Raw genomic sequence first — 13,575 nt, 5'->3', positions numbered from 1 at the left:
CGTGGTACGCGGCTCGGTTCGTAGGAACCGCCAGACGCTTCCCTCCACAGCCCGCGAAGCCGGCGGCAGGCCCTGGGGCAGTTCCGCCCTGACCCACTGACAGGCCCCGGCTAGCGCACGGCGTAGTCGCCGAGGCCGGGTTCGAGGCGGTCGAAGACGCGGGCGGCTTCGGTGTCGAGGATCGCGGCGATCCGGTCGCCGTCGCGGCCGGCGAGGGTGAGTTCCTGGATCCGGGAGAACAAGAGGCGGTGGGCGGCGGCGAGTTGGGCGGCGGCGGCCCGGGGGGTGATGTCGTCGGGGCCGGCGGCGGTCGCGGCGGCGAGGGCGTCGGCCAGGACCCGTTCCCGTTGGTCGTGCAGCTCGCGCAGCCGGGTGGTGAGGGTGGGGCTGTCGGCGATCATGCGGGAGAAGTCGGGGCCGGCGAAGCCGGCGACCGCGTCGCGGTCCCGGACCGCGGTCCCGAAGGCGCGGCGCAGCGCGGCGAGTGCGGACTCGCCATCGGCCCGGGTCTCCACGGTGCGGGCGAGGCCGGCGGTGAACGTCTCGTGGTGATCGAGGGCGATGTCCTCCTTGCGCGCGAAGTAGTTGGTGACGGTCTTCTTGGAGACCCGAGCGGCAGCGGCGATCTCGGCGATCGTCGTCTCCTCGAAGCCCTCCCGCAGGAAGAGGCGGGTGGCGTGGTCGGAGATCAGTTGCCTGGTCTCCTGCTTCTTGGCCGCACGAAGGCTCAGGGGCTCAGTACTCATACCGCAATCTTACACTCGACGTAAAAATTCGCTTGACGCATGACTACCTCTCATATAACTTTACGTCAGACGTAAATTTTCACCTGCCGCTGTCCGGCGTCCCGGCGTGCGACCACCGTGAGCCGCGCGCTCAACTTGCCATCCGCTCCCACCACTTCGAAGGAGAACCCATCAACATCACCACCTCCACGGTGTCCCTGACCGTCGACGACGTGGCCGCCTCCCGCGACTACCTGATCACCCACTTCGGCTACGCGCAGGCCGGGGCCGCGGACGGCTTCGCCTCGCTCACCCGCGACGATGCGGCGGTGGACATCGTGCTGCTGGAGCGGGGCATCGAGGTGCTCCCCGAGGAACAGCGCCACCAGCGGGCGTCCGGCCTGATCCTGGCCTTCACCGTCACCGACATCGCCGCCCACGAGGAGCGCCTCCGTCGAGCGGGCGCGCGCATCACCATGCCGCTGCGCGAAGAGCCGTGGGGCGAGCGGCTGTTCCAGGTGACCGACCCCAACGGCATCGTGCTCCAGCTCGTCGAGTGGGCCTGACGGAGGACCATTGAACATCACCACCATCCCCGCCACCCCCGAGCAGGCCGCAGCCGTCCGCGCCCGGCTCCGCACGCCGGCCGCCGTACCGCTGCCGGCCGACGCCCGGGTGTCCGAGGCCCCGGTACCCGGCGACTGGATCAGCGCGCCGGGCAGTGAGGACGGCGCCGTCGTCTACGTACACGGCGGAGGGTTCGCCCACACCGACCCCGCCGCCGAGCGGCTGGTGGCCTACCGACTCTCGGAGGCCACCGGACGACCGGTCCTCAGGGTGGACTACCGCCTCGCGCCGGCCCATCCGTATCCGGCCGCGCTGACGGACGTACTCGCCGCCTACCGGAGCGTTCTGGACCGGGGCGTCCCCGCCTCCGAGATCGCCCTGGTCGGCGAGTCGGCCGGGGGCACGCTCGTCCTCTCCGCGCTGCTCGAACTCGCCCGCACCGGCGGCCGGTTGCCGGGCGCCGCGGCGGTCGTCTCCCCCGTCTCCGACCTGGCACTTACCGGCCCGTCGCTCTCCGCCGAGGACGGCAAGGACCTGATCAGCGCCGCGGCCCTCGACGTGGTGCGCACCCAGTACCTCGCCGGCGCACCGGCGGACCAGGCACCGCAGTCCCCCTTGTACGGCGAGCTGCGCGGGCTGCCGCCGCTACTGGTCTCGGTCGGCGCGGACGAGGTGCTGCGGGACGACGCCCAGAGGTTCGCCGAGGCCGCCGACGCCGCCGGCGTGAGCGTACGACTGGACGTGCACGAGGGGATGCCGCACGCGTTCCACCTCGCCGACCACGGACGGGCATGGTTCCGCCGGGTCGGCCGGTGGCTGGCCGACCCGGTACGCGAGTTCACCGTCTCCGACCGCGCGGCGGGCCCCTACGCGCTGGCCGAAGGGGCCGACGGTGCCCTGTGGTTCACCCTGGTCCACCAGGGCGCGATCGGGCGCAGGGGCGCGGACGGGCGGGTCACCACCCACCCGGTCGGCGCGGGTCCGACCGTGATCACCCCGGGCCCCGACGGTGCCCTGTGGTTCACCGAGTACCGCTCGCACCGCATCGGACGGCTCACGACGGACGGCAGGGCCTCCTCCTTCGACGTCTCCTCCTCCGACGCCTCCTCCCCCGACCTGCCGTCCGCGGAGCCCGGCCCGTACGGCATCGCACCGGGTCCCGACGGGGCGCTCTGGTTCACCATGATCAACGCCGGCCGCATCGGGCGGATCGCGGTGGACGGCAAGGTGACCCACTTCCCGGCGCCCGGCGCCTTCCCCTCCGCGATCACGGCGGGGCCCGACGGCGCCATGTGGTGCACGCTGAACCAGGACCACGCCATCGGCCGGATCACGATGACCGGCGAGACGACCGTCCACCCCCTGCCGACCGAAGCCGCCGCACCGGTGGGCATCACCGCGGGCCCCGACGGGGCGCTGTGGTTCACCGAGATCGGCGCCGGCCAGATCGGCCGCATCACCACCGACGGCGCGATCACCGAGTACCCGCTGCCCGACCGGACGGCCCGGCCGCACGCCATCACCGCCGGTCCTGACGGCGCGTTGTGGTTCACCGAATGGGGACGGGGACACGTGGGCCGCATCACCGTGGACGGCCGGATCTCGTCCTACCCCCTGCCCACCGGCAGCACGTCCGAGCCGCACGGCATCACCAGCCACGACGGCGCGCTGTGGTGCGCCCTGGAGACCGGCGCACTGGCCAGAGTCGAGGTACCCGCCTGACCGACCGCGCCCCGCGCGACCGACCGGCCGGCCCACCCCCGGGCCGGCCGGTCGCGCCGTGGGACACCCCGGAGTTCGCTTCGCGGCAGCCGTACCGCGCCCCGGCACCAGACGGTTGGCCCCCCTTCCCTCCACCCGGCGTTGGCAATTGTACCTACTAGTATGTACGCTCACGCTCATTCGCAAGCGGGCCCGGACAGAGGCCCACCGCCCGGAAACCCGGAAACCCGGAAGAGGAGAACCGCCGATATGCCCCTCGTTCGGATCGACGCATTGGGGACCGACGGCGATCGGCTCGACGCGCTCGGCCGCGCCGTGCACGACGCACTGGTCGAGACGCTCGGCATCCCGCCCGACGACCGGTTCCAGATCCTGGTCGGCCACGACGGCACCAACAGCACGCTGCGCTACGACGATTACCTCGGCGTGCCGCGCGACGCCGGCATCGTGTACGTCGCCATCACCCTGCGCTCCGGACGCACGCCCGAGCAGAAGAAGGCGCTCTACCGGCGGATCGCCGAGCTCGCCCATGCGTATGCGGGGACCGAGCCGCGGAACGTGTTCGTCACCCTGACCGAGAACGCCTCGATCGACTGGTCGCTCGGCAACGGGCTGGCACAGTACGCCGGCGACGACAGCTCTCAAGGCCTGTCCGACGGGGCAATACACCTGGCCGGCCGCTCCCTGCCGCGCGTCGTGCCGGAGAGGGGCGGGAAGGCCGGCTGACGGGCGGGGCGTGCACCGGGCCACAAAGGTGTCGCCCCCGCACGCCCCGCCCTCGGCCCGGCCCGTCGCCGTGCGACGAGGCCCCTCACGGGCCGTTCAGCGGAGGTACTCCCCATCACGTCAGCGGAGGTACTCCGCCATCACGTCAGCGGAGGTACTCCTCGATCACGTCCGCACCGCGCGCGGCCCCTCCGCTCTCCCTGACGACCTTGCGCATCCGGTCCAGGTTGGCGCGGACCGTGGAGTCGGCCACCACGCGGTCGACCGCGGCACGCAAGGACGCGGCGGTCACCGTCGCCGGGTCCAGCTTCTCGCCGAGCCCCAGTTCCGCCACCCGCCCGGCGTTGGCGGCCTGCTCGGGCATCTGCGGGACGGCGACCAGGCCGACCCCGTAATACAGGGCCTCCATCGTGGAGTTCATGCCGGTGTGCGAGACGAAGGCGGTGGCGTGCCGCAGGACGGCCGGTTGCGGGAATCGCGGTCGGACGTCGATGGTGGGCGGAACGTCGCCCAGCGCGGCGAGGTCCATCTCGCCCACCGCCATGGACACATGGTAGGCGCCGTCGGCGAAGGCCTCGATACAGGTGCGGTAGAACTCCGGCCGGTCGTTGAAGACCGTCCCCAGCGCGATGAACAGCACGGGGACGTCGGGGTCGGCGGGCGACCACGGCTCGGCGTGCTCCCGGTTGCCCAGGGAGGGGCCGATGAAGTGGAAGCGCTCGTCGAAGGTGTCCCCCGCGGGCTGGAACTCCCTTGGTATGAACACCAGGTTGAGCTTGTCGGCGACGTCCAGGACGTGGTCCGGTTCCAGTACGACACCGTGCTCGGCGGAGAATTCCGCGCAGTCCTCGGTGAGCGCGGCGACCAGGGGATTCTCGCCGGTCTGGCCGTCCATGAAGTTGGCGAACAGCGAGAACGACTCGTTCGAGGCGAAGTTGGGAATGCACCGGACGGAGGGAATTCCCAACTGCTCGGCGACGACCCGGGCCGACCAGTTCATGGCGTCATAGCAGATCACGTCCGGCGACTCGGCGACGCAGTGGTCGCGCAGCACCGGATAGGCCATGCGCATCGCCGCGAACATACGGCGCATGAAGACGGCGATGTCCTCGGGGCGGAACTCGGCTGGTGGCGTGAAGGTATCCAGTGTCTGGAGCTCCACCCAGCGCGCACCGGCCTTGACGACCGCTTCGGAGTGCTCGGCGCTGGTGGCGTAGTCCACGCGGTGCCCACGCCGGACGAGTTCCTCGACCAACGGCAGTGTGGGGTTGACATGCCCGTGCCCGGCAAGGGCCACAAATAATAGGTGTTTTGGCATATCACACATCCTATCGAGCCCGGATTTCCGTCCCTCCGGGGTGGGTGCCCACGCTCACCGCGCCGCGTGCGGCCGCCGGGGCACGGCCGCCCCGCCGGCCGCCGTGGTGAGGTTCAGCAGGTCGAGGAGGGCCGCCGCGAGGCAGGCGATCCGCCAGATGCGGCGTTCCGGATCGGCTCGGGCGACTCCGGCCGCACTGGCGGTGATGCGCACGACCACGCCGTCGAGGTGCTCCCGCTGGGCGTCGGTCGCCTGCCTGCGGGCCCGGGTGATGAGGTGCCGGGCGATGGCGACGAGCTGGACGAGGTGGTGGTCCAGCGTGGCCGGATGCGGGGCGAGGCGGGCCCGCCACCAGGACTGGGCCACCCGGGCCGCCTCGCGGATGCCGGTCTCGCTCAGGTCCACCGGTGCCATGGGGTGCGGGAGTTGGGCGAAGGCCCGGGTGACGTCGGTGGCCTGCGCGCCCGCCGTGGGGTGGTCCGGCCGTACGAGGGGACGTCGCGTCGGGTGGCAGATCAGGGTGCCGTCCTCGGTGAGGATCCGGATCGCGACGGCGACGGGGTACTCGGCGGAGACCAGGCTCCGGGCGAGCACCGGCCTGGTCGGCAGCCGCGTCCCGGAGGGGTAGGCGCCGGCGGCGATCAACTCGCGGAGCCACTCCGCGATCTGCTGGGGCCGGTCGGCGCAGCCGACCCCGGAGATCCTGGCCCGGCCGGTGGCACTGAGCTCCACCACGCCCTCGTCCGCGAGGTCGATCAGGGCGAGCTTCACGCTGGCGAGCGGGAGGGCCAGGTCCGCCGCGATCCGGCCGGGCGAAAGCGACGCACCGGCCAGGTAGTTGCCGTGGGTGACCGCTTCGGTGATCCGTGCGGCGACCTCGGCGATGGGGACGTAGAACGGTTCGGTGTCCCGCAGGGTCCGCAGCAACTCGCGGGTGTGCCCGGCCAGTTCGGCCAGGCCCGTGAACGAACGGTTCCGCAGGCACCCGTCGGGCCGGGCCGCGGCCTCGACGAGCGCCTCCCACCGGGCCCGGTCGGCCGGCGAGCCCGAGGCGGCCCGCAGGCGTTCCTGCGCCAGCGGCAACCACCGGTCCGTGATGTGCCAGGCCCTCTCGTACCCCTCGATGACCGCGGCGGCCGATACGCCGGCACGAGGGCCGTCGACTCTGCCGAGTCGTATGAGGTCGCCGGCGAGCGCGCGGCGGGTGGCACGCGATACGAGCGGCCGGTCCGCTCCCTCGGTCGTCTGCCCGTGGGGGGTTGAGACCGTCATGCGGTTCTCCAGTGGGGGGTCGTCGGATGGTCGGGTGTCGTCGAACGGTCGGGTGTCGTCGGACGGTCGGGCCGTCGGATGTGCGGTGGCGTGACGCATCGAGCGGCCCCGGTCCACCGGCCGCCGTCGGCGTGCGCCTCCCGGGCCGGTTCGCCCGTTCCGTACGGCTCGTCACCGATGGTCATCCGCCGACCGCCCGCTGCGCAGCCGGCATCGGGGCGGCCCTTGGGGCAGCCGGACCGCCCGAAAGGGCTCCCGGTCGCCAGCTGACGTCGGACGGGCACGGCCCTACCGTCGCCACACGACGTGCTCCTGCGCGTCGTCCCTGTACGCCCGCCCCCATCCCGTGTCCCGCCCGCTCCCCCACTTGATCGGCATCGACGGCCCTGCGGCGGGCGGTCCGGGACCGGCCGGCGCCGACGGAGAGACAGATGGAACTGCCCCTCGCACCCGTCATGCTCATTTTCGGGATCTTCGTGCTCGCGATCGTCGTCATCGGGGTCGCGGTCTGTCCGGAGACCCAGACGTTCACCGACTTCGCCCTCGGCGGTCGCCGGCTGGGCGCCCTGACGACCGCCCTGTCCGCGGAGGCCAGCGACATGTCCGGCTGGCTGTTCCTGGGCCTGCCCGGTGCCGTGTACGCAGGCGGCCTCGGCGCCACGTGGATCGCCGTCGGCCTCGCCCTGGGCACCTATCTCAACTGGCGCTTCGTCGCCCCACGGCTGCGCACCTACACGGAACGGGCGAACCACGCGCTGACCCTCCCCGCCTATCTGGAGGAGCGGTTCGAGGACGACAGCAGGGTGCTGCGCCTCGTCTCCGCGGCGGTCACCGTCGTGTTCTTCACCGTGTACGTCGCCAGCGGGTTCGTCGCGGGCGGTCTGCTGTTCGACCAGATCTTCCACGTGGGTTTCGCCTTCGGGCTCACCGTCTGCGCGGTGGTGATGGTCACCTACTCCGTCCTCGGCGGCTTTCGTGCCGTGAGCACATCGCACCTGGTCCAGGGCGCGCTGATGGTCCTCGCCGCGGCCGCCCTCCCCGTGATCGGCATGGCGCACCTCGGGGGGTTCGGCACGCTGCGGCACGCGCTCGACGGGAAGGACGGCGCGCTGCTCGACCCCGGGGCACGGGTCGGGTTCTCCGACGGTGAGTGGGGCGCCGGCGGCTCCCTCGGATGGATCGCAGTGCTCTCCATGCTCTCCTGGGGGCTCGGCTACTTCGGCCAACCGCACATCCTGGCCCGCTTCATGGGCATCCGCAGCACCGACGACATCGTCCTGGCCCGGCGGATCGGCGTGGGGTGGGTGGTCGTGGCGCTCGCCGGTGCCTGTCTCGCGGGACTCCTCGGGATCGCCGTGCTCCACGAGCCGCTCAACGATCCGGAGACGGTCTTCATCGCCCTCTCGGCGCAGTTGGCCGATCCGTGGTTCGCGGGCGTGCTGCTCGTCGCCGTGCTGGCCGCGATCACGTCCACGGCTGACAGCCAGCTGCTGGTCTCGGCCACCTCCCTCTCCGAGGACTTCTTCCGTGCCTTCCTCCACCGGCGGGCGTCGGACCTGGCGTCGGTGTGGGTGGCACGCGGGACCGTGATCGGCGTTGCGGTGGTCGCCTACGAGATCGCACTCAGCGGCGGAGCCGTACTGGACATCGTCGCCTACGCCTGGGCCGGCTTCGGCGCCGCCTTCGGCCCGGTGCTGCTGCTCTCGCTCTACTGGCCGGGGATGACGAAGTCCGGAGCGATGGCCGGCATGGTGACGGGCGCGCTCACGGTGGTCCTCTGGAAGCACATCGACCCGCTCCTCGGCCCGCTCCGGACCGGCGTCTACGCGATGGTGCCGGGGGTGCTCACCGCCACCGCCGCCGCGGTGCTCTGCGGCGCCCTCGCCGGCCGGCGCTCCCTGCGCTCCTGGGCCGGCCCGACGGGAGACGCGACCCCGCGTGCGCCCCGGGCGAGGGGAGCGCACAAAAGGCAGTGAACCGGCGGCGCAACAGCGCCCGGCCGCCCGGTGGACCGTCCCGGCCGTCGCCGCCTGCGGAGGTGGACGGCGAGGGCCGGGACGGCGCTACCAGGTCCGCCCGCCCACTCTCGGGCGGACCAGCCGTCCCCAGGGGAAGGGACGGCGCTCGGGGGGCGCTCACGCCCGTCAGGGGCCGGACGGCGCCGAGGTGGCGGAACGACGGCCGTCGACGAGCGCACCGAGCACGTGTGGTGGCCCGAGCGCCTCCTCGACGGCCGCCCGCAGCGCCCGCACATCGGTGATCAGCCGACCTTCGACCGGGCGGATCCGCCAGTGCAGTCCGGGCCCGTGGACACGGTGCAGCGGCGGTACGACCAGGTACTGGGTCAGGCCGAGCGGGCGGGTCAGTGCGACCTCCCACCCGGCGGACGCACCCTCGGCGACGAACCAGTAGAGGGCGGACTCGCGGGGGTCCTCGACCACGGCGGCGCTGCGGCTCCCGAGGATGTCCAGGCAGCACAGGCCGACGCCGCGGGGCACGCGGATGGCGTCCCATTCGACGCCGGCGGCCAACAACACGCAGTCCAGGGCGCCGAGTTGGGCGGGCGGACGGGCGGTCGTACGACACACGGCGGATCGTCCTCTCACCAGCTCGGTCGGGCCGGACCGAGGTCTGGAACGGCTCGTCGGAAAGTCGTCCCCGCCCGGTCAGCGCTCCTTCGCGGTCGCCGGACCACGTCGACCGAGCGGCATTCCCATCCTCGGCGACCGGAGACCGCCCCGCAGCGGCCGTCGGCACGGTCCAAGGGGTGGCCCCCACCGCACGAAAGGGCGCCCGTCCGGCGGCTGTCGGCGCCCCGTGCCGCCGCTACCGTGGTCCTGTGACGGCGTCCCCGACCCGGCCGGGTCCGCGTCACCACCGCCGATGACGACGCCGAAAGAAAAATTTGCCGTTCTCGCGTCATAAGGCGGTGCTTGGCGCCACTGAAGAGGCGTGGATACGAACTGTCACGCGCTCCAACGAGCACAGAAGAGTGCCGCCACGAAAGAGACCGCCGCGTCGTCAGACGCGGACGGCCCCGGACGCCACCTCGCCGGCGAGGCGCCGGATCACCGCGCCACGGGCCGTGAACCGGCCGACGTGCCCGCGGCCGACGTGGGGTTGCACCTCCTGGGAATCGCACTGCGTCTGATCCAGGGCGCCGACCCGGCCGACGAACTCGACGGACCCGAGGGGCCCCACGACGGCGGCGGATCGCTCGGGGAGCAGTTGGTGACGTCGTACCGAGGGCACCCCGGCCCGGAGGCCGATGCCACCCGAGCACGCGTCCGGGCGTTACTCGCCCTGCTGGACGCCGACGGACCACTGACGACCGGCGACGTCGGCGTGCGCCGGAACCGGCTCCCGGCGAGCGGCGGCCCCACCACCGCTCCGCCCCCGGCGCCGACGCCGACACCGGACGGCACGCGCCGCGCACCGCGCACGCCCCGCATGGCGATCTGGTGCTTCGGCGGCTTCCGGATGACCATCGGGGACCGGACCGTCGACTGGCGGACGATCCGTCCGCGCGCCCGCGCCGCGATGCGTCTGCTCGCCCTGCGCGCGGGACGGCCGGTGCACCGGGAGGCCCTGGTCGACGCGCTGTGGCCGGAGGCGCCGCCCGAGTCGGCGATGGCCAACCTGCAAGTGGCCATCTCCAGCCTGCGCCGTCTGCTGGAACCGGACCGGGAGCGCCGCAAACCACAGTTGGTCGTCCGCACCGGCGACGCCTACCTGCTCAACCTCCCGGCCGACGCCTACCTCGACACCCTCGCCTTCGAGACCGCGCTGACCCGGAGCCGACGGGCCAGATCGGCCGGTGACACCTCCGTGGCCGTGGGCGGCCTACGGGACGCGCTCGCCTCGTACCACGGCGAGCTGCTGCCCGAGGACGGCCCCGCCGAATGGCTCCAGCAGGACCGGGAGATGTACCGGCGTCAGGCGGCCAACGCCGCCGCGGAGTTGGCGACTGCGGAGCTTGCCGCCGACAACCCCCGGGAGGCGGTGGCCGCGGCCGAGAAGTGCCTGGCCATCGACGCCTTTCACGACACGGGGTGGCAGCTGCTGGTCAGGGCTCACCAGCGGGTCGGCGCGCCCGCCGCAGCCGAGCGGGCCCGGCGCCGGTACCTCGCCATGCTGGCCTCACTGGGCATCGGCAGCGACGAACCCGGCCTTCCCGGCCACTGCTGACCGACCGTCCGACCGGTCTCGCGGAACGCCTCGCCTCCGCCGGCCCCCGTCGCCGCCGCCCGTCAGCGGCTGGCCGTCAGCGGCTGGCCGGGCGTGTGCGGTGGCCGGGGACCAAGGAAACGGACCGACGGACCGACGGACCGACGGGCCAACGGACCGAGCGGTGCCGCGTTCCCCGGGCGCCGGTGCCGGCCGCCGCACACCCGGCCGTCAGATCAGCCCGTGCCGCATGGCGTAGGCGACCGCATGGCAACGATTGCGCAGGTGGAAGCGGTTCTGGACGTCGTGCAGGACCTGCTTCACCGTGCGCGGCGAGTAGGCGAGCCGGGTGGCGACCTCCGCGGTGTCGAAGCCCTCGGCAACCAGCCGCAGCACCTCGGACTCCCGTGCCGTGAGGTTGTGGAAGGTCAGCCCGCGCGGCCCCAACACCTGCCGCTGCACCCGGCCGACCTGGCCGAGCAGCCGGCCCAGCAGATCCGGCGGCACAGCCCCCTCCCCCGCCGCGGCCGACCGGACCACCGCGACCAGCCGTTCGGGAGTGGCCTCGCCACGCCGGACCACCCCGACCACTCCCACCTCCGCCACGGACACCAGGTCGGACTCGTCGATCTCGGTGGTGACCAGCACCAGCCGGGCCCGGCTCGCCTGGGCCACCGAGCGCAGCACCTGGAGGCTGTGCTCGCTCACCCCACCGGTGACGACCAAGGCGACCTTCGCCCCGGTCAGGTCCGTATCGGCGAGCACCTGTACCTCGGGCCGTGGTCTGAGTGCTCCGGCCACCCCGACCTGGGAAATCGGGTCATCCGCACGGACGCACACCGGTATGCGTTCCATCCCTGCTCCTCATCGCGCGCCTCGACGCCGCCGATGGTGCGGCGTCACATGACCCAAGCGTCCGGATCCCGCTGGCCCAGCACTTAACGTCGACTTAACGCGCGGGCGCGGCAGGCCTCCCGCGCCGTCCAGGCGGCTCTGACGGACCTTCAGACGGCCCGCCAGCCGGACCAACGTGCCACCCGGACCTCCACCACGGGCCCCTCAGGTGGGTGGTCGGCGTACTGCCGCCGGTACTTCGCCACCAGCAGCTCCACGTAGCGCGCGGACGCCGGCGAACGGTCGGCCGGTGGCAGGACGACGGCCGTACCGTCCCCGCGCGCCCACCACAGCCGGTCCCAGTCCTCGTCGTAACCGTCGACGAGGAGGCAGACCTCGGGGTGGGCACGGATGTTGGCCAGCCGCTTCAGCCGCGTCGACCGCTTCGGCTTGTGGTCCACGGCGAGGACCACGGTGTCACCGGCGAGGGCGAACACCGTGGGGACCAAGTGCGGGCGGCCGGCGGCGTCGATGGTCGCGAGACGGGCGATCCGGGCCCGGGCGAAGCGCTCCCGGGCCTGCCCGCCGGTCAGCCCCGGCACTGCCGCAAGCCCCGGCAGTGCCGCACCGCGGTCGCGGTGGCATGCGGCCTCGTCCCGGGCCCACGGTCCTCGACGGCGCGCCCCGGCGCGGCCGGCGCGATGCCCCGGTCGGTGAGGAAGGTCGATGCACCGAACGTCACGGCGGCTCCTTCGATTCCGGTCGATAGTCCTTCCCGGGCGCTCGGGCTCCCGGCAACCCGCCAGGGCGGACCCGCGGCTCCGGTCTCGCGCCGGCTCGGCTTCGGTCTCGCGCCGCCTCGGGCGCGGCCCGGGCCCGCCGGTGCGGCTACTCGAACCGCGTGGTGTCCCCGGCACCACGGCGGACGATCTCGGCCCCGCCGCCGGAGAAGTCGACGACCGTGGTGGGCTCGGTGCCGCAGTCGCCCGAGTCGACGACGGCGTCCACCACGTGGTCGAGCCGCTCCTTGATCTCCCAGCCCTGCGTCAGCGGCTCGTCCTCGTCGGGCAGGAGCAGGGTGCTGGAGAGCAGCGGCTCGTCGAGCTCGGCGAGCAGCGCCTGGGCGACGACGTGATCCGGGATCCGGACGCCGACCGTCTTCTTCTTCGGGTGCAGCAGCTTGCGCGGCACCTCTCTCGTGGCCGGGAGGATGAAGGTGTAACTGCCGGGCGTCGCCGCCTTGATCGCGCGGAACACGTCGTTGTCGACCTGCACGAACTGACCCAGCTGCGCGAAGTTCTGGCACACCAGGGTGAAGTGGTGACGTTCGTCGAGGTTCCGGATGGACCGGATCCGGTCGATGCCGTCACGACTGCCCAACTGGCATCCGAGCGCGAAACAGGAGTCCGTCGGATAGGCCACGAGCGCACCGGAACGGATGCTGTCGGCCACATTGCTGATCGTGCGCCGCTGGGGATTCTCGGGGTGCACATCGAAGTACTTCGCCATCCGCCGAGTCTAGGGGGACTCTCCGGCATACCGGGCACGTGCGCGCTCCAGGGCGGCGTCGAAGTCGCGCTGCGTGTCGTCGCACCAGTGCAACAGGTCGGCGAGGACGTGTTGCAGGGTCTCGCTGGGGCTGCGGCGCCAGCCGTCGCCCGAGAGCGTGTACGTCTCCAGGGCCGCGGTGGCACGTTTCACCGCTGCGTCATGCCCGCTCGACACCGTCATGGTCACCTCTTCCATCTCGCCACCGCTTCCCGCTTGCCGCCTCTCGCCGTTCGCCAAGGCAGCCGAAGCACTCGTCACAAAAACTATAGTGGACTGTATATTTGCAGTCGACTTCAAATTTCTACTTCAATTTTCTGGACGCGGTTCGGCCGACACCACGGCCGAGGACAGGGGCGGAACACGCATGGCAACACCCTCGGACGCGCTGCGCACGGTGACGGCCGTCCGGTACGTGACCCCGTTGAGGAGCGGCGGCTCCGTCCCCGGCATCGTCGAGGCCGACGACCTGGGGACGTACGTCGTGAAGTTCACCGGCTCGGCGCAGGGCCGCAAGGCGCTGGTCGCCGAGGTGATCGTCGGCGAGCTGGCCCGAAGACTCGGGCTGCGGGTACCGGAACTGGTCCTGGTCGACTTCGACCCCTCGGTCGCCGACGAGGAGCCGCACCAGGAAGTCCAGGACCTGCTGCACGCCAGCGCAGGACTCAACCTCGGCATGGACTACCTACCAGGAGC

The 13,575-nt window shown here is 72.4% G+C and carries 14 protein-coding genes and 2 pseudogenes; 7 read left to right on the top strand and 9 right to left on the bottom strand.

All coding sequences use genetic code 11. The features are described 5' to 3' along the window. Window positions 1-110: 110 nt before the first annotated feature. Window positions 111-746 carry a TetR family transcriptional regulator gene (locus tag AB0C96_RS14330; protein WP_362917140.1) on the bottom strand — a complete coding sequence of 212 codons (636 nt, stop codon included), beginning with the start codon at window positions 744-746 and terminating at the stop codon, window positions 111-113. Window positions 747-778: 32 nt separating this feature from the next. On the opposite strand from AB0C96_RS14330, the gene AB0C96_RS14325 reads away from it, so the two are divergent. The 4 genes and pseudogenes from AB0C96_RS14325 to AB0C96_RS14310 all read left to right on the top strand — a co-directional run. Further along, on the top strand, window positions 779-1,291 hold the full coding sequence (locus AB0C96_RS14325; RefSeq protein ID WP_362917138.1) for a VOC family protein: 513 nt from the start codon (window positions 779-781) through the stop codon (window positions 1,289-1,291). A gap of 109 nt (window positions 1,292-1,400) precedes the next feature. Beyond that, window positions 1,401-2,051, top strand: a pseudogene (locus tag AB0C96_RS14320) (alpha/beta hydrolase); the annotation flags it as partial. 57 nt (window positions 2,052-2,108) lie between these two features. After that, window positions 2,109-3,014, top strand: coding sequence for a virginiamycin B lyase (locus AB0C96_RS14315; RefSeq protein WP_362917401.1), 906 nt, complete (start codon window positions 2,109-2,111; stop codon window positions 3,012-3,014). Between the two features lie 249 nt (window positions 3,015-3,263). Further along, window positions 3,264-3,641: pseudogene (locus AB0C96_RS14310) on the top strand (tautomerase family protein); the annotation flags it as partial. 244 nt (window positions 3,642-3,885) lie between these two features. On the opposite strand, the gene AB0C96_RS14305 reads toward AB0C96_RS14310, so the two are convergent. Continuing rightward, window positions 3,886-5,037 (bottom strand): macrolide family glycosyltransferase, encoded by a 1,152-nt coding sequence (locus AB0C96_RS14305; protein ID WP_362917136.1) that lies wholly within the window; start codon window positions 5,035-5,037, stop codon window positions 3,886-3,888. A 75-nt stretch (window positions 5,038-5,112) separates the two neighbouring features. Continuing rightward, window positions 5,113-6,330 carry a hypothetical protein gene (locus AB0C96_RS14300; RefSeq protein ID WP_362917134.1) on the bottom strand — a complete coding sequence of 406 codons (1,218 nt, stop codon included), beginning with the start codon at window positions 6,328-6,330 and terminating at the stop codon, window positions 5,113-5,115. A 431-nt stretch (window positions 6,331-6,761) separates the two neighbouring features. Here AB0C96_RS14300 and putP point away from each other — a divergent pair, with 431 nt between their 5' ends. Further along, window positions 6,762-8,306: a sodium/proline symporter PutP gene (gene putP / locus AB0C96_RS14295; protein WP_362917132.1), complete on the top strand. Its 1,545-nt coding sequence runs from the start codon at window positions 6,762-6,764 to the stop codon at window positions 8,304-8,306. A gap of 168 nt (window positions 8,307-8,474) precedes the next feature. Here the strand turns inward: putP and AB0C96_RS14290 are convergent, their stop codons facing one another. Continuing rightward, a complete protein-coding gene (locus tag AB0C96_RS14290) occupies window positions 8,475-8,918 on the bottom strand; it encodes a hypothetical protein (RefSeq protein WP_362917130.1) in 444 nt (147 codons plus the stop codon). 511 nt (window positions 8,919-9,429) lie between these two features. On the opposite strand from AB0C96_RS14290, the gene AB0C96_RS14285 reads away from it, so the two are divergent. Next, window positions 9,430-10,518, top strand: a complete 1,089-nt coding sequence (locus AB0C96_RS14285) for a BTAD domain-containing putative transcriptional regulator (protein ID WP_362917128.1) — start codon at window positions 9,430-9,432, stop codon at window positions 10,516-10,518. A gap of 210 nt (window positions 10,519-10,728) precedes the next feature. On the opposite strand, the gene AB0C96_RS14280 is transcribed toward AB0C96_RS14285, so the two are convergent. The 5 genes from AB0C96_RS14280 to AB0C96_RS14260 form a co-directional block, all read right to left on the bottom strand. Continuing rightward, window positions 10,729-11,352 carry a response regulator transcription factor gene (locus AB0C96_RS14280; protein WP_362917126.1) on the bottom strand — a complete coding sequence of 208 codons (624 nt, stop codon included), beginning with the start codon at window positions 11,350-11,352 and terminating at the stop codon, window positions 10,729-10,731. A 149-nt stretch (window positions 11,353-11,501) separates the two neighbouring features. Then, complete coding sequence (locus AB0C96_RS14275) at window positions 11,502-11,933, bottom strand: TIGR03668 family PPOX class F420-dependent oxidoreductase (RefSeq protein ID WP_362917124.1); 432 nt, start codon at window positions 11,931-11,933, stop codon at window positions 11,502-11,504. Continuing rightward, window positions 11,921-12,073, bottom strand: a complete 153-nt coding sequence (locus AB0C96_RS14270; protein ID WP_362917123.1) for a hypothetical protein — start codon at window positions 12,071-12,073, stop codon at window positions 11,921-11,923. The genes AB0C96_RS14275 and AB0C96_RS14270 overlap by 13 nt, the downstream gene beginning before the upstream one ends. A gap of 146 nt (window positions 12,074-12,219) precedes the next feature. Continuing rightward, window positions 12,220-12,840 carry an L-threonylcarbamoyladenylate synthase gene (locus AB0C96_RS14265; protein WP_362917121.1) on the bottom strand — a complete coding sequence of 207 codons (621 nt, stop codon included), beginning with the start codon at window positions 12,838-12,840 and terminating at the stop codon, window positions 12,220-12,222. 9 nt (window positions 12,841-12,849) lie between these two features. Beyond that, window positions 12,850-13,062: a hypothetical protein gene (locus tag AB0C96_RS14260; protein ID WP_362917119.1), complete on the bottom strand. Its 213-nt coding sequence runs from the start codon at window positions 13,060-13,062 to the stop codon at window positions 12,850-12,852. Between the two features lie 184 nt (window positions 13,063-13,246). On the opposite strand from AB0C96_RS14260, the gene AB0C96_RS14255 reads away from it, so the two are divergent. Next, window positions 13,247-13,575: HipA family kinase (locus AB0C96_RS14255; RefSeq protein ID WP_362917117.1), on the top strand; the 329-nt coding region annotated here is incomplete at its 3' end.

Source organism: Streptomyces sp. NPDC048506 (genome assembly GCF_040651315.1).
GTDB lineage: Bacteria > Actinomycetota > Actinomycetes > Streptomycetales > Streptomycetaceae > Streptomyces.
Note: the sequence above shows the minus strand (reverse complement) of the source record. Positions and strands in the feature narration are given on the sequence as shown.